The organism is Sphingomonas sp., from assembly GCF_039594485.1.
GTDB lineage: Bacteria > Pseudomonadota > Alphaproteobacteria > Sphingomonadales > Sphingomonadaceae > Sphingomonas.
In genome coordinates, this window is the sequence record NZ_JBCNNI010000036.1 from 19,648 (window position 1) to 40,329 (window position 20,682).

Annotated in this window: 18 protein-coding genes; 10 read left to right on the top strand and 8 right to left on the bottom strand. The window is 63.5% G+C overall.

All coding sequences use genetic code 11. From position 1 onward, the window contains the following. Nucleotides 1-158 precede the first annotated feature (158 nt). A complete protein-coding gene (locus tag ABDV78_RS15530; RefSeq protein WP_343528344.1) occupies nucleotides 159-1,157 on the bottom strand; it encodes a hypothetical protein in 999 nt (332 codons plus the stop codon). A gap of 234 nt (nucleotides 1,158-1,391) precedes the next feature. Then, nucleotides 1,392-1,697, bottom strand: coding sequence for a hypothetical protein (locus tag ABDV78_RS15535; RefSeq protein ID WP_343528345.1), 306 nt, complete (start codon nucleotides 1,695-1,697; stop codon nucleotides 1,392-1,394). 521 nt (nucleotides 1,698-2,218) lie between these two features. Between ABDV78_RS15535 and ABDV78_RS15540 the strand changes: the two genes are divergently transcribed. The 5 genes from ABDV78_RS15540 to ABDV78_RS15560 are packed head-to-tail and all read left to right on the top strand — an operon-like array spanning nucleotide 2,219 to nucleotide 8,349. Beyond that, nucleotides 2,219-3,226 (top strand): hypothetical protein, encoded by a 1,008-nt coding sequence (locus ABDV78_RS15540; protein WP_343528346.1) that lies wholly within the window; start codon nucleotides 2,219-2,221, stop codon nucleotides 3,224-3,226. Continuing rightward, nucleotides 3,214-5,097, top strand: coding sequence for a glycosyltransferase family 2 protein (locus ABDV78_RS15545; protein ID WP_343528347.1), 1,884 nt, complete (start codon nucleotides 3,214-3,216; stop codon nucleotides 5,095-5,097). Before ABDV78_RS15540 ends, ABDV78_RS15545 begins: the two co-directional genes overlap by 13 nt. Beyond that, nucleotides 5,094-6,596: a hypothetical protein gene (locus tag ABDV78_RS15550; protein WP_343528349.1), complete on the top strand. Its 1,503-nt coding sequence runs from the start codon at nucleotides 5,094-5,096 to the stop codon at nucleotides 6,594-6,596. The genes ABDV78_RS15545 and ABDV78_RS15550 overlap by 4 nt, the downstream gene beginning before the upstream one ends. Continuing rightward, entirely contained in the window at nucleotides 6,593-7,549 is a 957-nt protein-coding gene (locus ABDV78_RS15555) for a response regulator (protein ID WP_343528350.1), read from the top strand. Before ABDV78_RS15550 ends, ABDV78_RS15555 begins: the two co-directional genes overlap by 4 nt. Beyond that, complete coding sequence (locus ABDV78_RS15560) at nucleotides 7,546-8,349, top strand: hypothetical protein (protein ID WP_343528352.1); 804 nt, start codon at nucleotides 7,546-7,548, stop codon at nucleotides 8,347-8,349. The genes ABDV78_RS15555 and ABDV78_RS15560 overlap by 4 nt, the downstream gene beginning before the upstream one ends. Nucleotides 8,350-8,644: 295 nt before the next feature. Here ABDV78_RS15560 and ABDV78_RS15565 read toward each other — a convergent pair whose 3' ends face one another. The 5 genes from ABDV78_RS15565 to ABDV78_RS15585 form a co-directional block, all read right to left on the bottom strand. After that, a complete protein-coding gene (locus ABDV78_RS15565; RefSeq protein ID WP_343528353.1) occupies nucleotides 8,645-9,289 on the bottom strand; it encodes a manganese efflux pump MntP family protein in 645 nt (214 codons plus the stop codon). A 415-nt stretch (nucleotides 9,290-9,704) separates the two neighbouring features. After that, nucleotides 9,705-9,845: a hypothetical protein gene (locus tag ABDV78_RS15570; protein ID WP_343528354.1), complete on the bottom strand. Its 141-nt coding sequence runs from the start codon at nucleotides 9,843-9,845 to the stop codon at nucleotides 9,705-9,707. Next, nucleotides 9,838-11,361, bottom strand: coding sequence for a tryptophan halogenase family protein (locus ABDV78_RS15575; RefSeq protein WP_343528356.1), 1,524 nt, complete (start codon nucleotides 11,359-11,361; stop codon nucleotides 9,838-9,840). Before ABDV78_RS15575 ends, ABDV78_RS15570 begins: the two co-directional genes overlap by 8 nt. Beyond that, nucleotides 11,358-12,914 carry a tryptophan halogenase family protein gene (locus ABDV78_RS15580; protein ID WP_343528357.1) on the bottom strand — a complete coding sequence of 519 codons (1,557 nt, stop codon included), beginning with the start codon at nucleotides 12,912-12,914 and terminating at the stop codon, nucleotides 11,358-11,360. Before ABDV78_RS15580 ends, ABDV78_RS15575 begins: the two co-directional genes overlap by 4 nt. A gap of 50 nt (nucleotides 12,915-12,964) precedes the next feature. Next, nucleotides 12,965-16,111: a TonB-dependent receptor gene (locus tag ABDV78_RS15585; protein WP_343528358.1), complete on the bottom strand. Its 3,147-nt coding sequence runs from the start codon at nucleotides 16,109-16,111 to the stop codon at nucleotides 12,965-12,967. 445 nt (nucleotides 16,112-16,556) lie between these two features. Here ABDV78_RS15585 and ABDV78_RS15590 point away from each other — a divergent pair, with 445 nt between their 5' ends. Then, nucleotides 16,557-16,733 (top strand): hypothetical protein, encoded by a 177-nt coding sequence (locus ABDV78_RS15590; protein ID WP_343528359.1) that lies wholly within the window; start codon nucleotides 16,557-16,559, stop codon nucleotides 16,731-16,733. A gap of 383 nt (nucleotides 16,734-17,116) precedes the next feature. Here ABDV78_RS15590 and ABDV78_RS15595 read toward each other — a convergent pair whose 3' ends face one another. Further along, a complete protein-coding gene (locus ABDV78_RS15595; RefSeq protein ID WP_343528360.1) occupies nucleotides 17,117-17,998 on the bottom strand; it encodes an AraC family transcriptional regulator in 882 nt (293 codons plus the stop codon). A gap of 127 nt (nucleotides 17,999-18,125) precedes the next feature. On the opposite strand from ABDV78_RS15595, the gene ABDV78_RS15600 reads away from it, so the two are divergent. The 4 genes from ABDV78_RS15600 to ABDV78_RS15615 are packed head-to-tail and all read left to right on the top strand — an operon-like array spanning nucleotide 18,126 to nucleotide 20,599. Then, the gene (locus tag ABDV78_RS15600; RefSeq protein WP_343528362.1) at nucleotides 18,126-18,869 is read left to right on the top strand and encodes an SDR family oxidoreductase; all 744 of its coding nucleotides are present in this window, start codon (nucleotides 18,126-18,128) and stop codon (nucleotides 18,867-18,869) included. Nucleotides 18,870-18,879: 10 nt separating this feature from the next. Next, the gene (locus ABDV78_RS15605; RefSeq protein ID WP_343528363.1) at nucleotides 18,880-19,290 is read left to right on the top strand and encodes a VOC family protein; all 411 of its coding nucleotides are present in this window, start codon (nucleotides 18,880-18,882) and stop codon (nucleotides 19,288-19,290) included. Further along, complete coding sequence (locus tag ABDV78_RS15610; RefSeq protein WP_343528364.1) at nucleotides 19,287-19,628, top strand: nuclear transport factor 2 family protein; 342 nt, start codon at nucleotides 19,287-19,289, stop codon at nucleotides 19,626-19,628. The genes ABDV78_RS15605 and ABDV78_RS15610 overlap by 4 nt, the downstream gene beginning before the upstream one ends. Before the next feature lie 5 nt (nucleotides 19,629-19,633). Further along, on the top strand, nucleotides 19,634-20,599 hold the full coding sequence (locus ABDV78_RS15615; protein ID WP_343528365.1) for a saccharopine dehydrogenase NADP-binding domain-containing protein: 966 nt from the start codon (nucleotides 19,634-19,636) through the stop codon (nucleotides 20,597-20,599). The last annotated feature ends 83 nt before the right edge of the window (nucleotides 20,600-20,682 follow it).

A 20,682-nucleotide genomic window follows, 5' to 3' on the forward strand; every position in this document is an offset into this window, starting at 1 on the left:
CATTCCATTCGCGCGCCAAACCATGCCGTCGGCGGCCTGCGATCTACGCATAAGGCGACATAAGGTTTGCAGAGTAAAGCCGAGTATCTTGGTGAGAGTTATTGAGCGAAGCGAACAGTGGAACCGCCCCATGCGGAAGAGGCCATGGACGGTCGCGATCAATGCTTCGGGTGATGATCCTCATGCGGCGGATGCGGTGCCGGTCGTGGCGGAGGCGCGGGGTGGAACGCCATCCTTGGCGGCCCATAGGGCGCGCCGCTCCAGTTCCGCGCCTGCGGCGGCTGGATCGACCGGGCATGATAGCTCCATGACGGCCTTGCGCCAGGCGACGGTGCCGGGCCACGCCAAGCGCCTTGCCGCGCCGCGAAGGCGACCGGGGGCGCCGCACCCACCGGAGCCGGAGGAACATGACCAGCTGCGCCATGCCCGCGATACACGATCGGCATCGGAGTGTCCGCCACCATCGGCGGACCGCCGGCGACATGCGGTGCCACGGGGTTCATGCGGGCCAGGCTCATCGGGACCGGCCCAGCCCGCCCATTCGGGACGCCGAAGCCGTGAGGATTGCCATGGAAACCCGCGATCGGTGCCATGGGGGCCATCGGGCGCCCATTCGGCATGACATGCGCTTCGTGCGCGGCCATCACCTCCTGCGGGGTCGGCCGCACAGCCAGGCCGCCGGGACCGCCATTATAGCTGATCCGCGTGACGTGGTTCACCACGACATTCTGCCGATAGATATTGGTCACATGGACATTGGTGATGTTCGTGACCGTCGAATTATAGGCGAAATGGCCGCCACGCCAATAGCCGCCCTGGAAGCCGAAGCCGGTATAGCCGAACCCATAAGGCACGCCGCCATAGAAGCCGACATGCGGCCCCCAATAGCCGCTGTGGAAGACATAGACGCCGCCCTGCCACCCCCACCAGGGCGGCGTCCACAACAGCCCCGGCCGCGGCGCCAGCATCCACGCCCCCTGCACCCAATAGTAGGCATTGGCGATATCGTCCCAAGCCCAATATCCCGGCGTCCAGATATAATCGGGGCCGGGCACGGGGGGCTGCACATAGACGGGCAAGGGCGGCGGCGCCAGATTGACGTGTATCCCGACGGCGATCTGCGCCCATGCCGGGGTCGCCGATCCCAGGGCGGCCAAGACAAACGCGGCTGAAAAACATGATCTGGCCATGGCGATGTCCCCAAACGTATTTCGACGGGATGTGTCTTCGGCCGCCTGAACGCCAGGTTACGGGAAACGCGCATGGCTCATAATTCATCAATCCATCATGCCACGACTTCCCATTCATGAAGGGAAGACGATCACTCCATCACGATCCGGCAAAACTCTATGTCGCAGCGACGATCAAGCCTGACGGTGGGGCATCGACCATCATGATTTCGACAGGGGAACAGATGTTGCCTCGGGGACGGGCCGATCGACCTGCATCCTCTTCTTCTCGCTGCCCCTTTTGGACTTGTCGGGTTCCTGGCGTGGCCGATCCGCATTCTTGCCATGGCCGGGATCGATGCAGGGTATTGCATCGGCCATCGGCGCGGCCATGGCGAAACAGTCGCCCCCGCCATCGCCCCCCGCCTGCGAGGCGATCGCTGGTGACGCGACCAGCGCCGCCACCGAGAGGAAGATCGTCCGCGGACGGATCGGAAGGATGCGCAGCCTTCGCGAAGGATCGAACACGATAGCCCCCTTATGCCTCCATCCCGACGATCATACCCGCCCCGAATGGATTTCCTATGCCGAAGCGAGGCGCGGGCTGAAATCGGCGCAGAATGGGTCTCGGCCGGGCGGGGCACGCTCCGACGAAAGATACGACGAGCCCGTCTAAAGCCACCGCACTCGCCATGCTCCAGGCGGACCATGACGGCTCATCCGACGCGGCCCCGCCAGAATTTCCGTTTCATCCCAATCCAATATGCCCGGCACGCCGATCTTCGCATGACCCGCATCTCCGCATTTGCAGACCAGCAATCATCGCCGCACCATGTCGAGATCGAAAATAACTCAGAATCATGAGCAGTTTGCGCCGACCACCGCCCAGTCGATCGACCAGCACATGACAAGCAAAGTCTTAACTATCTTCTGGCAATAGCGTCACATGGTTTCCGTAATACCATATGATCGCGAGAGAAATGGCAGAACGCCTCGATTGACCAGCGGGCGTTGCTCTCTGGGTCGCCGCTGGTCGTGATCGAACCCATATGTCGGCAATCCTCTATCTTGCCTCGTTGACGGGGGCCGTCATGCCGCCCGCAGCCAGCGCCCCGGCCCGCATCGTGATCGGGCAGGACGTCATCGACATGCGGGATCTGCCCGCCCGTTCGCGCCTATCCGCCGTGACGGTCGACATACGCGGTCGTGCGGGCCGCGATGCGATCCGGCCCTGGGTTTCCATGGCGATCAACGGTGTCGTGGTGGCACGGGCGAAGCTGCGCGCGGATGGCCGCGTTACCTTGCGCGCCGATGTGGACGAACGCTTGCTGTCGATGCGCAGCCTGATCGAGGTCGCCGCCTATGTCCCGAATTGCGGTACGCCTCGCTGCCATGCCCTCGCCGCGGCCACGCGGATCATGGGCCCGGTGCGGCAGGATCACGGAGCCGCCCGCGGCGATGCAACTTTCGCGCAACTCGCCACCCGCTATCGGGCGGGATTGACGATCGCCCAGGGACGGGACGTCAACCCGGCGTTCGCCACCCGCATCCGCGCCGCCCTGGCGCCCAGGAGCCGCCCGCTCGCCACAGGCGGGGGGCGCGTCGTCATTGCGCGACAGCCACCGTCCGGCCATGTCGCCCCCATACGCTTCGACCTGGGCCCGGTGGGTCTTGTCCGTCAGGACGGTGTCCCGCTCATCGCGCCGAACGTGCTGGCCGACCTGACCGTCGTGCAGGTCCTGCGGGCCGGGGATCGTCCCGTCATCTGGGTACGCCCGGGCCGTGACGTGCCGCCCCTGTTGGATCTGGACGGCGGCGATGTCGCCATCTTCGGCCGCTCGGGAAGGGTGATCGCGTTTTCGTCGGATAGCGACATGCGGACCCTGCATCCCGCTTACGAACCCGGCGTCGATGCCGACGGGTCGCTCCGCGCGATGCGCCTCTGGCGCTGGTTCCTCCTGATCGTCTGGGTGGCGGCCAGCGGCGGCCTGGCGGTGATCTATCGCCGGCTGCCCAAGCGCGTGACGGCAGCGGAGGCCCCGGCATGGGCCGCCTGACCGTCGGGGATTCCTGGACCGCCGACTTCCTGGTCGAAAGCGGCTTCCTGTCGTCCGAGCAATGCGACGAAGCGCTGGACCTGATGGAGCAATGGGATCGGTCGCTGTCCGATGTGGTCATGGCGCGTCGCTGGATGACGCCGCAGGACTTTCACCGTGCGGCGGCCCGGCGCTTCGGGATGACCTTCGTCAATCTGCAGACCGATCCGCCCGACGAGACGCTGCTGATCGAGGCGGAAGTCGACGACTATATGCGCGAACTGACGATGCCCTGGCGTATGCGGGACGGGCGGATGGTCGTCGTCACCGCCCATCTGGGACCGGAGGCGGTTCTCTATGCGCGGCGGCGCTGGGGTTCGAACATCGACATGGTCGTCACCGCGAAATTCGACGTCCTGTGGTCCCTGCAAAAGGTCTTCAGCGCGCGCCATTCGCACCGGGCGGTCCACGAACTGGCGGATGCCGACCCGGAAATGTCGGCGCGGACGGTGTTCACCCGGGGACAGCTACTGGTTGCCTGGGCGGGGCTGACCTTGCTGTGCCTGGGTCTGGGATTCGCCACCACCCCGACGCTGATCATGGTCAACACGATCCTCAGCGCCTTCTATCTCGGCAATTTCGTGTTTCGCGGCGTGCTGGTCTGGGCGGGCGGGCGACGCAGCCATGACCGGCACCGGGCAGTGGCGATGGAGGCACGACTGCTGCGCGACGAGGATCTGCCGGTCTTCACCGTGCTGGTGCCCATGTTCCGCGAGCCGGAGGTGCTGCCGATCCTGGCGGGCGCGCTGCGCAAGCTCGACTATCCGTTGGGCAAGCTGGATATCAAGATCGTCCTGGAAGAGGGCGATCACGAAACGATCGAAGCGGCGAAGCGGCTGGGCCTGGAGGGCATCTTCGAGATCGTCCGGGTGCCGCCGTCACAGCCCCAGACCAAGCCCAAGGCATGCAACTACGCGCTCCGCTTCGCGCGCGGCGAATATCTCGTGATCTTCGATGCCGAGGACAAGCCGGAGCCGGATCAGCTTCGCAAGGTGGTGGCCGCGTTCCGGCGATCGCCGCCCGACATCGCCTGCATCCAGTGCCGCCTGAACTATTTCAACGCGTCGGAAAACTGGCTGACGCGGATGTTCACGCTCGACTACTCGCTGTGGTTCGACCTAATGCTGCCCGGTCTGGAGCGGCTGGGCATCCCGATCCCGCTGGGGGGCACCTCCAACCATTTCAAGATCGAGGTGCTGCGCGAGCTTCACGCCTGGGACCCGTTCAACGTCACCGAAGACGCCGATCTGGGCATCCGCATGACCCAGAAGGGGTATCGCGTCGGCCTGGTCGATTCGACCACCTATGAGGAAGCCAATGTCTCGCACGGCAACTGGGTGCGGCAGCGTTCGCGCTGGATGAAGGGCTATATGCAGACGTGCCTGGTCCACACCCGGCGTCCACTGCACCTGATGAAGACGGTCGGCCCGCTGGGAACGCTGGGCTTTGTCAGCTTCCTGGGGGGAACGGTTCTCTCCGGCCTGCTGAACCCGATCTTCTGGGCGGTCTTTGCCTTCTGGGCGGTGACGCAGACGGCGGGCTTCGACATCGTCTTTCCGCCCGCGCTGCTCTACATGAGCATGCTGAACCTGCTGATCGGGAACGGCATGTTCATCTTCCTGATGATGCTTGCCCCGTTCCGGCGACGCTGGGTCGAACTGGCACCCTATGCGCTGACGGTGATGTGGTACTGGGTGCTGCTTTCCGTGGCCGCGTGGAAAGGGGCATGGCAGCTCGTCACCCGGCCATTCTACTGGGAAAAGACCCAGCACGGCCTGTCGAAATTCACCGCCGACGAAGTCTCCAGCGCGCTGGCGGAGCAGACGGCATGATCGGCGTGTCCTGGCCCGCCGCCGCGATCGGGAGTTGGCGTTGGCGGTCGCCGATGTTCGCCCGCGTCCAGGTCGCCCCGTCGACGCTTCTCGCGATCCTGGTCGCCGTGGCGAGCTATCACCTGGCCACGCGGATCAGTGCTCTGGGGCTGTGGCCGGACGGCACTGCGGAACTGGCGGGGCGCGCGGCCTTGTCTGCGGCGGGCAAGGCCGATCCCACGGCGTTGCTCGCCAGCTATCCGCCCCTGCCCTATATCCTTCTGATGTTCGGTGAGCTGCTCGGCCGGCCGCTGGGACTGGACCCCGTCGCGCTGATCGATGCGCTGCTGTTCGGCGGGCTCGCGGCCCGCTATGGGCGGTCGCTGACCAACCGGGGCACGCCCACGAAGACGGTGCTGGTCCTCATCCTGCTGCTGGCCCTGCATCCGCTGTCGATCGCCGCCGTCGCGCAAGGCCCGCAGACATTGCTGCTTGTCTGGGGCTGCTGGGTGCTGGGCCGGGGCATGATGGATACCCGTACCATCACCGGCATCAACGACACGATCGCGCTGACGCTGGCGCTGCCGATGCTGGCGATGACAGGTGCACAGGGCGCGGTCATCGCGGTCGGCACCATCCCTTTCCTGATCCTCGGGGTCCCGCGCGACCTGGCGGAGCGGCATTATGTCGGCACCTACGTCGTCCTGCTGTTCCCGCTGCTCTTCTCCGTCCTGTGCCTGTTCGCGCTTTCCGCGATCCTGCTCCACACCCCCTTGGCCGTCGTCATCTGGGATGCCTATCACGTGGTGCACACGGATGCGTCCCAGAGCTGGGTGATCGCGGCGCTGGCGCCGGTCGTGACGGCGGGCGTCGCGGTGATCGCCGTCCGGGTGTCGATGACGCCCGCCGTGCCGCATGCGCTGCGCGAAAGCGCCGTCGCAACGCTGGCCGGCCTGATGCTGGCGTCGATCCTGGTCGGGGCAAGCGGGATCGTCGGAAACCCCGGGGAAATCCTGATCCCCACCCTGGGCTTCGTCGCGGCGGTTTCGACCCGCTGGCCGGCGGCGAAGATGCGTCAGGCGGGAGGGTGGATCCTGGCCGGGGCGCTGGTCGCCGCGCTGGTATTGCTGGGCACCGGGGCCGAGTTGGACAGCCCGATCGCTCGGATCATGGCGGGACGGTCGGGGGCGATGTCTGCCGATCGTGCGCTCGGCCGCTATCTGGCGGGACGCCAGGACGTGATGATCGACGCCTTGGCCCACCCGGCCGTGGTGGCCGCACGCGGCAGCGCCGATGGTCTGCTGACCAGCCGGGCGCCGGCCTTTGGCGTCTCGGTGATCGCCCACCGCGTCTTCGCGCCCGCCGTCGCGGTACGCGAGCATCGTCCGGGCGAGAGTGACGATGCCATCAGCCGGAGCCTGCCGCATCTGTTCGAGCAGGGCCTGCCCGGCTACCGGCTCGCCTTCGACCAGGGCGGCTGGCGGGTATGGGCGCGTACAGAAAGGTCGGAGCTTCCATGAAAATCCCGCGCATTCTGCTGGTCGATGACAGTGCGGAGGCCCGCAACGCCGGCATCCTGGCACTGGCCCAGGGGGGCTTTGCGGAGGTGGTGGGCGCCAGCGACGCGCATCACGCCTATGACCTGCTCGGCATCGACGAAGGTCCGACGGCCCCCGCCTTCGACTGCGTCCTGCTCGACATCCTGATGCCGGGCGTCGACGGCATAGAGGCCTGTGCCGCGATCCGCTCCTCCGGCCAATATCGCGACGTGCCGATCATCATGGTCAGTGGCCAGGACGATGCCTCGTCCCTCAACCAGTCGTTCGTCGCAGGGGCCAACGACTATGTGACGAAGCCGTTCAGGCCGATCGACCTTCTCGCCCGCACCCGCGCCGCGTTGCGTTTCAAGCGGGAGATCGACCGCCGCCGCGCGCGGGAGCGTGCCTTGCGCGCCAAGACCGCAGCCCCGGAAGACCCGAGTGGCTTCCTTCCCGACCTGTTGATCGCCAATCGCTCGCTGCTCGACGCCGAACTCCGTCTTGCCGCCGACAGTGGCGCAGCGACGACCTTGTGCGCGCTGCAGGTCCGGGCGCTGGACGCCTATCGACTGGAACATGGCGCGGCGGCCGCCACCGGCCTGATACGCCAATTGTCCATGGCGCTTTGCGACGTGCCGGCCCCCATGGGCGCGGTCATGGGCCTGTTCGACGACGCACTGTTCCTGTCGGTGGCCCCCAACGTCGACCCCATGGGCATGGTGGCATTCGGCGAGGCCGCGCTGGCGCGCGTCGACGCGCTGAAGCTGTCGCACGGCGCATCGGCACGCGACGTCCATGTCACGCTGGACGCAGTCGTCGATATCGCGAGCGGCGACCAGCTTCTGCTGCTGCCCGGCGAGATGATCACGCTGCTTGAGGAGCAGCAACGGCACATGGCCGACCTTCCCTCCCCCCAAATGGATACCCTCCCATGAAACGCGCCTCCCTGTCCGCCATGGCCGTCGCCATCCTTTCCTTCACCCTCGTTCACGCCACCAAGGCCGACGCGTCGGCCTGGACGATGCCCAAGGGAAAGGGGCAGTTGCTCATCACCGGCGTCTATTCGCACAGCGATCGCGGCTTCGATGCCGACGGCAAGACCACCGATATTCCCGATTACGACAAGCAGGAGCTTTATCTGCTTGGGGAATATGGCGTGACCGACGACCTCACGCTGATCGCCGCGCCGAGTTTCCGTCATGTCGGCATCCAGGGTAACGGCGACGATACGACCGGGCTGGGCTATACCGAGGTGGGCGCGCGCTACCGCATGGCCGGCGGCGTGCACTGGGTCGGCTCGCTTCAGGCGACCGCACGGATTCCGGGTGCCCGGCGCCGCGATGCCCTGGCCCAGGTGGGCAGCACGGACGCGGAATATGACGTGCGCGCGCTGGGGGGCGCGAGTTTCTCGCTCGGCCATCTGCCCGGCTTCGTCAATCTGGAGGGTGGCTACCGCGTGCGCGAGGGCGATCCGCCCAACGAATTCCGGGCCGATGCGACTCTGGGGATCCGTCCGGCCAAGCGCGTGCTGCTCTACACCCTATGGTCAAACAGCTGGTCGGACGGGGCAGGTCGGGGCGTGTTCAAGGCCTATCGCTATCACAACGCCTTTCTGAATGCCGCCTATGATCTCAGCGACCGCTGGTCGCTCCAGGTCGGCGGGCTGGCGACGGTGGGCGGCAAAAACGCACTGCGCGAGCGCGGCGCCACCGGAGGCGTTTGGTTCCGATTCTGAACGCCGCAAGGGGGCTGCACGGATAAGGCACTCCCCCCGAGCCGCCCCGGGGGCATGGGCCAGGCCGGTGGTGCGTTGCTGATTCCGACAACAGCCCTTCGCTCGCCTGGTGATCGTCGCCCCTGCGCCCCGTGTGTCAAAGCCACGTCGCGGAGCAGCGGAAAGGCCATGCGACAGTGGATCGCCAGGCGATGGACACCGCGGAACGGCGGCTTTCAGGCTGTTCTTCCAGCGAAGACGCGCGGGCAATGACCGCTCCGCGATATTCCGGCCGCGCTCCTGCTCCACCGGGACGTCAAGACGACAGGTGCTGAGCCAGGATCACCCCACCGATAGCGATCAGGACGAAGCCGCCAAGAATGCCCGCATACCGGCCGAGGTAAGGCCCGATGTGCTTGCCCAGCATGACCCCGATGGTTGCCATCAATGTGGTCGTTCCGCCGATGACCATGCAGGCAGCCCAAATATTGACGTCCATCAGGGCCAGGGTGACACCGACGGCTGCCGCGTCGACGCTCGTCGCAATCGCTGTTGCAGCAAGCCGCAGCAGGCTGGGCTTGGTTTCGCTGTCACCCTGTGCCGCTTCGCCTTCGCTCGTCCAGGCTTCCCGGATCGTATAGGCGCCGACTGCGAATAACAGGCTGAACGCGACCCAATGGTCATAGTCGGCGATCCACTCGTTCAGCGCAAAGCCGAGCAGCCAACCGAGCGCCGGCGTCAACGCCTCGAAGAAGCCGAACACGATGCCGACTTTGATCGCATCGCGAAGGCGCGCTCGTCCTTCGATCGCCCCTTTGCCCAGCGCAGCCGCAAAGGCATCGACAGACAGGCTTGCGCCCAAAGCACCGAGCGTCAGAATTCCGGGCATCACGTCATTACTCAGGGCCAGCAAACCAGATGATACATGCACCCGTGGCCACAAAGCGGAGTGCAGCATCATTGGTCTCGCCGGGCAGGACGAACCTACTGCTGCCGCCATGAGCCGATGGCTCAAGAATGTTGGCGACAACCCCGCTACAGCGGGTAGCTACTCCCCAAGGACGAGCCCCCAATATCTGGTGATCCCCTCGCCATCCAGACGATAAATACGATCAATCGGATCCGATTGATCGAGAGCAAATACCGCCGCTCGTCTCCGAGGGGATAGCCCGACGATTCAGCCAAGTCTGTACAAATAGCGCTGGTGAGTTTTGCTCGACGCGTTTTTGGCTGAAATCGAATGGGCTTCGCGGGCATCGCGGCCAAAGCTGGTGAGTTTTGGGATTGTGATGCCGGGAACGTGAGAGGCAATTACCTCTCACGTCATTGATTTTCTTGTGAGATTTTGGCGCGCCCGAGGTGAAAGCGATGGGCACTCAGATCGCTGGGAAATTTCCGTGACGCTCGTTCAGGGATTCATCGCGAATGGAACAAGGAACATGTAGCCAGCGAGCATTGCCGATCGCCGCAGCAGTAATAGGCTCGTCTTCCCCCTCCGCCTGCTGAATCTTACGCATCGGAATGAGGATAGGGGACCAGCCTGGTGGCAGCCTTTGCGAATGCCTGGTGTAGCAAGCCCATATTGCGGATCAGCACATCGGACGGCACCCGATCGACTAGGCCGTCATAGCCGGACGGCCGCAGTCCCTGTCCGAGCATGACTGCCAGCCAATTATGTGTCGTGAACAGATCGTCGGCCTCTGCGACGATACGACCCCGGCCGCGAAACAGCTCGAGCTTCTCCGCCAGCGTATTGGGGATCGCGATGCGGCGAACCTCCTGCCAGAACGGCTCGTCGCGTCCATCCGTTGCGACATAGTGGAGGAGAATGAAGTCGCGCAGGCGGGTATAATCCGCTGTCATCAGCCGGTTGTAACATTGCGCCTCGGTCTGCGAGACACCATACGCTGGCCAGAGGTTTATCAGGCGCTGAATACCGAGTTGCGCCAGATGGATACTGGTAGACTCAAGCGGCTCTATAAAGCCGCCTGCCAGTCCGATCGCGACGCAGTTCCGGTCCCAGAAACAGTGACGATGGCCGGTGCGGAAGCGCAGCGGCCGCGCGTCGGCGATCGGTTCGCCATCGCATGTCTCGACCAGCCGTCGATGCGCCGCATCGTCGTCAAGAATGGCGCTGGAATAGACATAGCCATGACCCGCCCGGTGCTGAAGCGGGATACGCCAGCGCCAACCTGCACGGTCGGCGGTCGCGCGCGTGTAGGGCACAGGCGCTCCGTGCCGCTTGACCGGCATTGCGATGGCCCTGTCGCAGGGCAGATAGGCGCTCCAGTCGATGAACGCGCTGTCCATCGCCTCCCCGATCAGCAGCGACCGAAACCCGCTGCAATCAATGAACAGATCGCCGGCGATGGTCCGGCCATCACGCAGGATCACATGTTGGATCAGGCCTGTCTCCGGTGCCTGATCGACATCGACGACGAGCCCCTCGACCCGCTGGACATTTTTCTGCTCGGCATAACGCCGCAAAATCTTGGCATAGAGGGTGGCGTCGAGATGATAGGCGTGACGCATCGTTGCGAGCAGGGGATTGTTCGTGCCCGGTGGTGCGACGCGGCCCAGTCGTGCCGCCAGGGCACAGAGATTATAATCCTCAATGTCGCCGATCGCCGCCGCCGATACCTCGTCGCGAGCAGCCATCGCCATCAGCCGAAGCCAGAGCTGGTGGAATGGAAACTCCGCGGTATCGCGGCCGTAAGGACTGAACGGATGGAAATAGCGCGCTCCGGCTCTGCCCCAGTCGACGAATTCGATTCCGTATTTCAGCGTCCCCCGACATTCGCCGAGCACCTCCCGCTCGCTCAGGCCTAAGAAGGTGTTGAATTCGATCAGTGGAGGAATGGTCGCTTCCCCCACGCCGATCACACCGATCTCTTCCGACTCGACCAGGGTGATCGTCATATCGGGCGCCGCCATGCGGGACAGGGCGGCTGCACACATCCAGCCGGAGGTGCCACCGCCGACGATCACCACGCGCGAGATCGGCGCGCCCGCAGCCGACGGTCCGGTCGTCATCGTGTCGCTCGCGCAACAGGGCGGAATCCGTAGGCGACGACTTCTTCGATCAGCGCACGGTGCGGCGGCAAGGCGGTCAAGGCGTTGGCGCTCTGCAGCCGGATACTCTCGAATTCCCGCCGCGCCTCGTCATGAAAGCGCAGGGCTCCGGCGCGGGCGCGGATATCGGTGCGGAAGCCCATGCCGTAGAGGATGTACTGCCAGCTGGTTTCGTCGAACACGTCATGGCTCTTGTCGACATCCAGGAAAGACGGTGGCCGATGCCGCCATTGCTCCAGCCTGTCCTGCAAATCGTCGGGGATGGAGGATTTGGCGCGGTTGTCCCGCCAGAAATCCGAATCCGTTCGCCGACTGAGGCAGTAATGCAGCTTGAGAAACTCCATGACCCGCCGATAGCGCGTCGCCATCTGTGTGTTGAACTGTCTGGCGGCCCGCTCCTGATCGCCAGACCAAGGGAAGAGGTTGCACAGGATCAGCGCGGCCAGTTCGACAAAGCCGATGCCTGTTGCCTCCAGTGGTTCGAGAAAGCCCGCCGACAGGCCGATCGCCACGCAGTTGCGGTGCCACTGTACCGGACGATACCCCGCTTCGAACGTCAGCAGCCGGGGCGTCATGGCCTCCGCCGCCGGTCCAATATAGCGGCACAGCGCGTCCAGCGCCTGCTGATCGCTGCAATGATCGGAGGAATAGACATGACCGATCCCACGCCGGCTATGAAGCCCGATATCCCAGATCCACCCGTTCGGCTGGGCGGTCGCATAAGTACAGGACGCGATCGGCGTATCGGGACGGTCATAGGGCCGCTGCATCGTCACGGCACGATCGCAGAACAACTGCTGTCGACATGAGGTGAAGCAAGACCCCAGCGCCTCGCCGATCAGACGCGCTCGGAATCCGGTACAGTCGATATACAGATCCGCGGACAGCATGCCGCTCGCCCGCCCCTGTACCGACGCGATAGCGCCCTTTTCGTCCAAGCGGACGTCGTCGATCGTATCGATGATGCGCACGACGCCGGTGGATATGGCGCGGTCGCGCAGCACCTGGCCGAACTTCACGGCATCGAAATGATAGGCGTAGTTGAGCGGCGCGGCATAATCGGCGTGGCTTATCAACTTGGGCGCCAGCATTGCGTCGATGGCCTGCGCCTGCACCGTGCTGGCGGTGGCCCAAGGCACATCGCCTGCCACCCCCAGCAACCAATAGGGCAACAGGTCCATGTCGCTATGCTGCGCATTGACCTGGAACGGATGAAGGAACGCGTCATCGCCGAATAGCGGACCGTTCGTGTTCCAGCCCTGGAACCGGATGCCCTGTTTGAAGGTGGCGTCGGCACCCCGGATCAGATCGCTTTCGGACAGGCCGATCCGGCCCAGTGTCTTGCGGATGATCGGAAAAGTGCCTTCGCCCACGCCGACGATTCCGATGTCGGGGGACTCGACCAGCGTGATCGACACCCCGCCGGGCCGGTCCGCCGACAGCATCCGAGCCATATAGGCGGCACAGAGCCATCCGGCGGTGCCACCCCCGACGATCAGGACGCTCTTCGTCATCGTATCGCTCTATGCGTCCAGCCAGATGGTGAAAAGCGTCCCATATCGCATCAAAAATTGAACCCGGCGTTCAGGCTGATGCGCCGATCGGTGACGAACACGCCGCGCTGCACGAAGCGGTCCTTCAGGATTTCCATTTCGGTCCGCTGATCGGTGTTGGTGATGTTGGCGACGTTCAACTGCATGTTGAAATGGTCGTTGAACTGATAACCGATGCTACCGTCCAGGCGCCCCGCCGCCGCACCATAGACCGGCAGGCCGAAGGTCACCGCCTGGGTCGACCCTACCGGCGTGTAGGTGCCGCTGGTGCTCGCATCCGAGGTCGTCGCCAGATAGCGGCTGCGCCACGTCCAGGACATACGCGCGCTGACGCCCTTCAGGTCATAGAGCAGCGTCGTCGTGTAAGCCCATTTCGACAACGCGACGAGCGGCACCCGAAGCGGATTGCCGTTCATGTCGAGCGCCAGCGAATCCGGCGCCTTGTTGTCGATATAGGTTAGGTTCGCGTCGATGCCGAAGCCCTTGAGCAGGCCGGGAAGCATGTCGAAATAGGTCCGTCCCCCCACTTCCACGCCCGAGATGATCGTCTTGCGCGCGGCATTGACATTCCCCCTCGCGACGATCGGTCCATCGATGAAACGGGCCGCGCCGCCACTGGCGGGCACGGATTGCGGCTGGTCCGCCGTTGAGAAGAACTGTCCGGCATTGGCCGAAAAGCTGTTGAACAGATACTGGTTCGAAATCGCCTTGTTAAATAAAGAGATATGGGCCGATACGCCTGCCTTCGGATACCATTCGATCGAAATGTCGTTGTTGATAGAGGTCGCGGGCTTCAGGCTGGGATTGCCAGAGGTGTAGCTGTATCCGGCAAAGATGCCGGGCAAGACCGAGGTGGCGGTGCCTGTCGCCAACGGATTCGTGTTGGTAAACACCGACGCCATGCCCTGTGCCCGGACATCATTGTAATTGGGTGGCGTCAAGGTTTCAGTCAGCGCGTAACGGAGGACCAGCGTCCGGTTTGGCTCGAATTTGAGATTGAACGACGGCAGCAAATAGTCTTGCTCGAAACTACCCGAGCGGTTCGCCGAATAGGTCACGCTGGTATAAGTCAGCGGCAGTTTCTGCCCCGGATTTGCGGCCTGCCAGGCAGAAACATTGGCCAGCCCGCCGACTTGCGCCAGCGAGGCCTGCGCATCGGCCACGGTCAGATAATAGTTGGTGTTGCCGGTGAAGACGTAATTGCCCTCGCTCTCCACCCGGTAATTGACCCAGCGCACGCCTATATTGCCTGAAATGCGCATCGGCGCATCACGATCGTTGCCGAAGCCGATCATGGCATAGGCGGACTTAGTGGTCGGATGTGTGGTTACGAAGGACGGTTGCGAACCCAGATTGGGGCTCGGCGGGTTGCCGTAGATGTAATTGCTGGCGGCCGGGTTGGTGCATCGGAACGGCAGGTTGGGGGCGCAGGCTGCATAGGTGTTGATGACCCGCGTGAACTGGTCACCGCGCAGCACCGCGTTGGACGGGATATAAACCGATCCCACCGCGGGGATGGCGCCCTTGAAGAAGTTGGAAAAGTCCTCCAGCTCGAAATCGCCCTGCGGCGAGGCTGCGACGTTGGGTTGTGGCACGCCGTTCCAGCCGCGGGCGGTCGCCGCCCAATAGGTCCCGACGAAATTGTCGGTTTCGGTCCGATCCGCGATCCGCCCGCCGACCGCCAGCTTCTTGAAGAAACCGTCGCCCAGGTCATAGCTGGCATCGAGCTGCCAGGCATTGGAATGCCCCTCATTGTCGGCCGTCAACCACGCGAAATTGCCCAATTTGCTATTGGCCGCCGTGGTGACGAGCGGACTCTGGAAGCTGAGGCCGGGGCGCGACGTGGTGGTATCGATATTGGTCTGGATGACGTTGCCGCCGACCAGGCCGATGCCATATTTCGACATGTCCGACGTGGCCGTGACATATTGATAGCTGCCGCTGACCTTCCACCGCCCGGACTCAAAGTTGAAACCCTGGCTGAAGTCCGATGTCTTGGTGCTCGACGGGGTGTAGCTGGCGTTGCTGCCGACCGAAATGCCGGTCGTGGGGGCCGCGCCGTTCAGGATACCGCCGCGCGTGAAGAAGCCGTTGCTGAATTGGCTATCGCTGCTCACGGCGATATTGGGCGCGGCCGTCAGGTTGAGCAGCTGCGTATTGCGGTTGCTGTCCCAGCGCGACACGAAGGTGGTGTGATAGAAGGTCAGCTCGGGGATGGGCCGCCACTGGAGCGCGCCGTAAAAGCCCTTGCGCGTCCGCTCGAACTGATCGTTCGTTTCTGAAAAACCCGCCGGAACGTACACGGTCGAGCCGTTTGATTTGACCGGATAATAGGGCAGGACTAGGATGTTGCTGTCGTAGGACTTGATCTTAGAATAGGCGATGTCGGCCAGGATGCCGAATTCGCCGATGCCCGTATCGAATCGGGTTGAGGCGCGGAACGAGGCGCTGGGCGCAATGGACTTTGAGAAGTCGCCATAATTGCCCGAAACCGAGCCTGCAATTTTCGGTCCGTTGAAATCGAACGGCATATAGGTCTGCAGGTCGATCGTCCCGGCCACGCCACCTTCGATCAGATCGGCCCGGCTCGCCTTGTAGACAGTCACGGCCTTCAGCAGTTCCGGTCCGATGTCGTTGAGGTTAAGGCCGTTGCCGCCATTGGCCGAGAACACCTCACGGCCGTTGACCAGCGACTTGATCCCGCTGAGGCCACGAACCTGGATGCCCGATCCTTCGAACGCGAAGCCGTCGGGCGACCCCGCATTACCGGCGCGGATCGTGTTCTGGGTGACGCCGGGCACGCGCTGCAGAACTTCGAGCAGCGAGGTGCTGGGCACCTTGTTCGCGTCGTCGAGGACGATCGAATCGCCGATCGTGTCGGACTTGCGTTTCATCTGGGACGCGGATTCCAGCGCCGCGCGCTGGCCCGTAACGATGATATCGGCAGCCTGTTCTTGCGTGACCGTATCGGTCCCGGAGGTGGTCGTATCATCGGCCTTGCGAGCGGCCGCTTTATCCTTGGCGGTTTTCGACGATATGCTCGCATCCGTATCGGATGCCTGCGCATGTGCGATCGATGGCAGGAAGCTTGTGATCGCACTTGCCAACAATATGGCGTGTACGGACGACGAACCCAGCAAGCGCTTGTTAAAGGACACTATTATCCACCCCTCTCCTAATGATCGGACGTGGTGAAGCGGTGTCAGTCGCCCTCCGGCTGCAAAATGGAAATGCCATCCCCCTTTTGGATCGACATTTTTCCAAGATGAGCAACGTTTGGGTGTCGCACGCCTCTAACGCGTCAGATCAGGCACGAGGCTATGCAAGAGAAATGATAGCGTCAACATAAAATGGCGGAATGGCTGTCACGTGATGAATTCCACATGGTCATGATATTGTTTTTACGTTATTAAATGAAATAAAAGTATCGAATTCATCAAAGATTGCGCTCACATTTTTGATGAAAATACTGACATAACAGAGGGTATGTGGGCGAGTTGGCCTGAAGGGGAGAACGTGACATCTGCAAAAATGGGTTGCACTGGTGCATTGATTGGGGCGGCCATCCAAAGCCGGTGTAGCGGGCATCTAGGGATTGAGACGATGCTCGAGTGGGAACGCTCCGTACCGCAGGCCAAAAGACGGGATTTGCCTGTCCGGGAAACAGGAGCCGAACACGCCCAAAGGCGTCGATCGCTGTCGCTGGAAACCGGCGTGCAGGGCGTGATCCATCTCCGCGACCTGTCGATTGATTGGAAGAACGGAATCGCTGCTGGTTAAAGCGATGATAGTGCCCATCACTGTCCGACGGATTGCGATGAAATATGCGCAGATTGGGAGCTATTTGGGTTGGCGCGCCGCGCCGGGCGATGATGAGAACTACGTCTACGCTATAGCCCTCCTTTAGCTCGGTTCGAATCCCGCGCGCTCCGCCAGCCCCGCCGATTTCCCTCTATGACCCGATATTGCCGCCGATCATCGCACACCACCATGCAGTGTAGCGAACCACCGATTCCACGCTATTGTCCGATTCTTCCATGCCCAAGCGGCAGCGCTACAGCTGCCGACCATACCCAGTCGTTCCAACTTTTACTTTAGATGTACGATTCCGCTGGAAGCTGCCACTCGTCGTGCAACACCGGCCGCAAATATCCACTTAATGATCAAAGTCGCCGTAACCGCAGAGCATCCCGTGACGGCGGCAAGCCAAATTGGCGCGTATATTCCCGGCTGAATTGTGTGGGGCTTTCGTAGCCGACGCGAAACGCCACGGCCGTTGCGTTTCCATCGCCCGCGATCAGCATGGATCGGGCGTGGAGAAGGCGGACGTGCTTCTGGTATTGCAACGGACTGAGCGCGGTCACCGCCTTGAAGTGGCGATGAAAGGCGGAGACGCTGAGGGCCGCCATCTCAGCCAGTGCCTCGACGCGGATCGGGCGAGCGAAATTCTCCCTGATCCACTGGATGACCACCCCGATCCTGGATAGTGCGGTGCCGGGCATGGCGATGTCCCGCAGCATCCAGCCCATCGGCCCCTGCAGGACGCGGAACAGGATCTCGCGCTCATAGGCGGGCGCGAGCGCGGCGATCTCGTCCGGACGGTCTGTAAGGCGTAGCATCCGCACCCAGGCGTCGAGCAGGTGCGCCGTCACCGGGGCGACCGAAAAGCCCGGGCTGTAAAGCTCGCCGCCGGCAGCATTGGGCATGTCGGTCAGCAGTGTGGCGACCACGGAAGGCTCGATCGTGAGGCTGACCGCAAGATAGGGCGCACCGCTGTCCGACGGATGGACGGCACCTGCGGCGGGCAGGTCGACCGACATGACGAAATAGGTCGCCGGATCGTAACGCAGCCTGCGGTCACCCACGGTCATCGTCTTCGACCCTGTCAGGATCAGATTGACCATTGGCTCGTAGACGGCGGCGAGCTGATGCTCGGGAATCGCCCCCTGCACCATGGCGACGCGGGGGATGCCGGTTTCGGTGCGACGGTTCTCGGCGCGTGCCGTCAGCACACGTAGTTCGGCGAGTTGTGTCTCCATACCCATTCGTTTTCACGAAATGCGCTTCCAGGCAACCGAAAAGCAGAAATGGGCAAGAAGCAGGGAGAAACGGGTGAGTAATCGGCGAGCTGTCCAGCTACTTGTTCTTCAGCGAAATCGAAGGAGTACAGCCATGAGCATCGTCATCATCACCGGCGGCAGCCGCGGTCTCGGCGCCAGTGCCGCCGTACAATGCGCCAGGCGCGGCATGGGCGTCATCCTGACGTACAACAGCAATCCCGCCGCCGCCGCGAGCGTGGTGGCAGCGATCGAAACCGAAGGCGGCAAGGCCGTCGCGCTGCAGCTGGACGTTAGCGACAGCGCGAGCTTCTCCGCGTTCCGCGATGCAGTTCGCGAGACGCTGGCGGCAACCTGGCAAACCGATCGGTTCGGTGCCCTCGTCAACAACGCCGGCTATGGCCTCTTCCGCCCTATGCTCGAAGTCGACGAGGATGCGTTTGACGGCCTTTACCGCGTTCACCTGAAAGGGCCGTTCTTCCTGACCCAGACGCTGCTCCCGCTCATGGCGGACGGCGGCCATGTCCTGAACGTCGCCAGCGCGACCACGCGCGTGGCAACAGTGGGCGTTGCCCCCTATGCCGCGTTCAAGGGCGGGCTGGAGGTCCTGACCCGCTATATGGCCAAGGAGTTCGGCGATCGCCGCATCCGCGCCAACTCGATCGCACCCGGCCCGATCAGGACCGACCTCGGTGGCGGCATGAGCCGGGAGTTCGAAACGATGCTCGCCGGCCAGACCGCGCTCGGCCGCGTCGGCGAGCCGGACGATGTCGGCTGCCTGATCGCCGGACTGCTGTCGGACGATCATCGCTGGGTGAACGCCCAGAATATCGAGGTCGGCGGCGGCTACATGATCTGAGGGACGCGACATGCTCGACCACATCTTCTTGACCGTAAACGACTTCGATCGCTCGATCGCCTTCTATGAACGGGTGCTGCCGATCCTCGGCATCACGGCCCGGCTCGATTACGATGGCAAGGATGGCCATCCCGGCCATCCCGATCTGAAGGGTTTTGGCGCGAACGGGCGCATGTTCTTTTGGCTGCGACAGGGGCTTGCCGCGCCCGGCGCGGTCCATGTCGGCCTGGTCGCAACCTCGTCGGCGATGGTGGATTCGGCGTACGCCGCGGCAATGGCGGCCGGGGCGAGCGAGATCCACCCGCCCGGGCCGCAGTTTCATTATGACCCCCGCTATTACGCCGCGCAGGTCCGTGACCCGAACGGCTATTCCCTCGAATTCGTTCACAAGAGCTGGCAGCACGAAGGGCAGCAGCCATGACCGACCATCCCTTACGCAAAGTCGCCGACGCGCTGATCGCTGCCACCAATGCCGGCAACGCCGAAGCCGTCATTGCGCTGTTCACACAGGACGCGGTTATCGATGATCCGTCCACCGGCCATCGCTTCGACGGTCAAGCCGGCATCCGCACCTATATCGAGCAGTACTTCGTCGGCTACCACACCGTCACGCATCTGCTCTCCATCTCAACCTTGCCCGATGGTCGCACCCGCCTGCGCGTCGATTTCACCGGCGACTTCGGCCACGAGATCGGCCGGCTGGACCTCACGGTTGACGCCGATCGCCGCATCACCCGCATCGACGCCGACCTGGAGTAGCCATCATGCAAAAGCTGATGATCTATGGCGCGAGCGGTTATACCGGCCGAATGGCCGCCGAGCAGGCGCATGCCGCCGGACTGCCGCTGGTTCTCGGCGGGCGCTCCCATGCCTCCCTCGTCCAACTCGGCGAGGAGTTGGGTGCAGACTGCCGCGTGTTCGAACTCTCGGATTCCGACGCGATCGAAAATGCGCTGGTCGATGTATCGGCCGTGCTGAATTGCGCCGGCCCGTACATGGACACGGCCGAACCGCTGATGCGCGCGGCGATCCGGTCGGGCGTGCACTATCTCGACATTGCAGCCGAGCTGGACAGCTATCGTCTTGCGGAAGAGCTGGATGAAGACGCGAAGGCGGCAGGCGTGATGCTGCTCCCCGGAAGCGGCGGCAGCGTTGCGATGCTGGGCTGCCTTGCCGGCCATGCCGCCGCACGCGTGGAGAACCCACGCAAGGTGGCGATTGCCCTCCATGTCGCCGGCTCCATGTCGCGCGGTTCGGCGATCAGCGCGAGCCGCAACGTCGTGATTGAAACGCTGACACTGCATGACGGACGAGTGACGCCGCGCCCAGCCGGCGAAACGGCGCTGTTCGACTTCGGTAGGGGCGAGGTGTCCTGTTTCGCCGTCACCTTGCCCGACATCATCACAATCGGCCGGTCGACCGGCATTCCAGACGTGGAGACCTATGTGCATGTGTCCGGCAACGCCTTTCCCGAGGGCGACCTGGCGACATTGCCGGACGGCCCGGATGCGGCCGAGCGCAAGGCCAATCGCTACCATGCCGCGGTCGCGGTCACCGCCGCAGACGGCACTGTCGCGCGCTCGGTGCTCGACACGGTCAACGGCTACAGCTTCACGCCGATGGCCGCGGCCGAAGCCGCACGTCGCGTGTTGGCAGGCGAGGTCCGCGCCGGGTTCCAGACGCCGGCAGTGTCCCCCGTCAGCACCACTGGCACAGATTTGAGGTTGTGAGTTGAGGAGGATCTGGGCTTCGTCGCAGTGACGAAGGAACGAAGATGAAGCCCAGATCCTCCAACGTGAAATTGCCAGCGAAG

What these genes read in the sequence shown, in the direction of transcription:
- ABDV78_RS15570 (WP_343528354.1), bottom strand. Translation starts at nt 9,845, where the DNA reads ATGCGTAAGATTCAGCAGGCGGAGGGGGAAGACGAGCCTATTACTGCT.
- ABDV78_RS15590 (WP_343528359.1), top strand. Translation starts at nt 16,557, where the DNA reads ATGCTCGAGTGGGAACGCTCCGTACCGCAGGCCAAAAGACGGGATTTG.
- ABDV78_RS15545 (WP_343528347.1), top strand. Translation starts at nt 3,214, where the DNA reads ATGGGCCGCCTGACCGTCGGGGATTCCTGGACCGCCGACTTCCTGGTC.
- ABDV78_RS15580 (WP_343528357.1), bottom strand. Translation starts at nt 12,914, where the DNA reads ATGACGAAGAGCGTCCTGATCGTCGGGGGTGGCACCGCCGGATGGCTC.
- ABDV78_RS15575 (WP_343528356.1), bottom strand. Translation starts at nt 11,361, where the DNA reads ATGACGACCGGACCGTCGGCTGCGGGCGCGCCGATCTCGCGCGTGGTG.
- ABDV78_RS15555 (WP_343528350.1), top strand. Translation starts at nt 6,593, where the DNA reads ATGAAAATCCCGCGCATTCTGCTGGTCGATGACAGTGCGGAGGCCCGC.
- ABDV78_RS15540 (WP_343528346.1), top strand. Translation starts at nt 2,219, where the DNA reads ATGTCGGCAATCCTCTATCTTGCCTCGTTGACGGGGGCCGTCATGCCG.
- ABDV78_RS15565 (WP_343528353.1), bottom strand. Translation starts at nt 9,289, where the DNA reads ATGATGCTGCACTCCGCTTTGTGGCCACGGGTGCATGTATCATCTGGT.
- ABDV78_RS15615 (WP_343528365.1), top strand. Translation starts at nt 19,634, where the DNA reads ATGCAAAAGCTGATGATCTATGGCGCGAGCGGTTATACCGGCCGAATG.
- ABDV78_RS15550 (WP_343528349.1), top strand. Translation starts at nt 5,094, where the DNA reads ATGATCGGCGTGTCCTGGCCCGCCGCCGCGATCGGGAGTTGGCGTTGG.
- ABDV78_RS15605 (WP_343528363.1), top strand. Translation starts at nt 18,880, where the DNA reads ATGCTCGACCACATCTTCTTGACCGTAAACGACTTCGATCGCTCGATC.
- ABDV78_RS15560 (WP_343528352.1), top strand. Translation starts at nt 7,546, where the DNA reads ATGAAACGCGCCTCCCTGTCCGCCATGGCCGTCGCCATCCTTTCCTTC.
- ABDV78_RS15595 (WP_343528360.1), bottom strand. Translation starts at nt 17,998, where the DNA reads ATGGGTATGGAGACACAACTCGCCGAACTACGTGTGCTGACGGCACGC.
- ABDV78_RS15600 (WP_343528362.1), top strand. Translation starts at nt 18,126, where the DNA reads ATGAGCATCGTCATCATCACCGGCGGCAGCCGCGGTCTCGGCGCCAGT.
- ABDV78_RS15610 (WP_343528364.1), top strand. Translation starts at nt 19,287, where the DNA reads ATGACCGACCATCCCTTACGCAAAGTCGCCGACGCGCTGATCGCTGCC.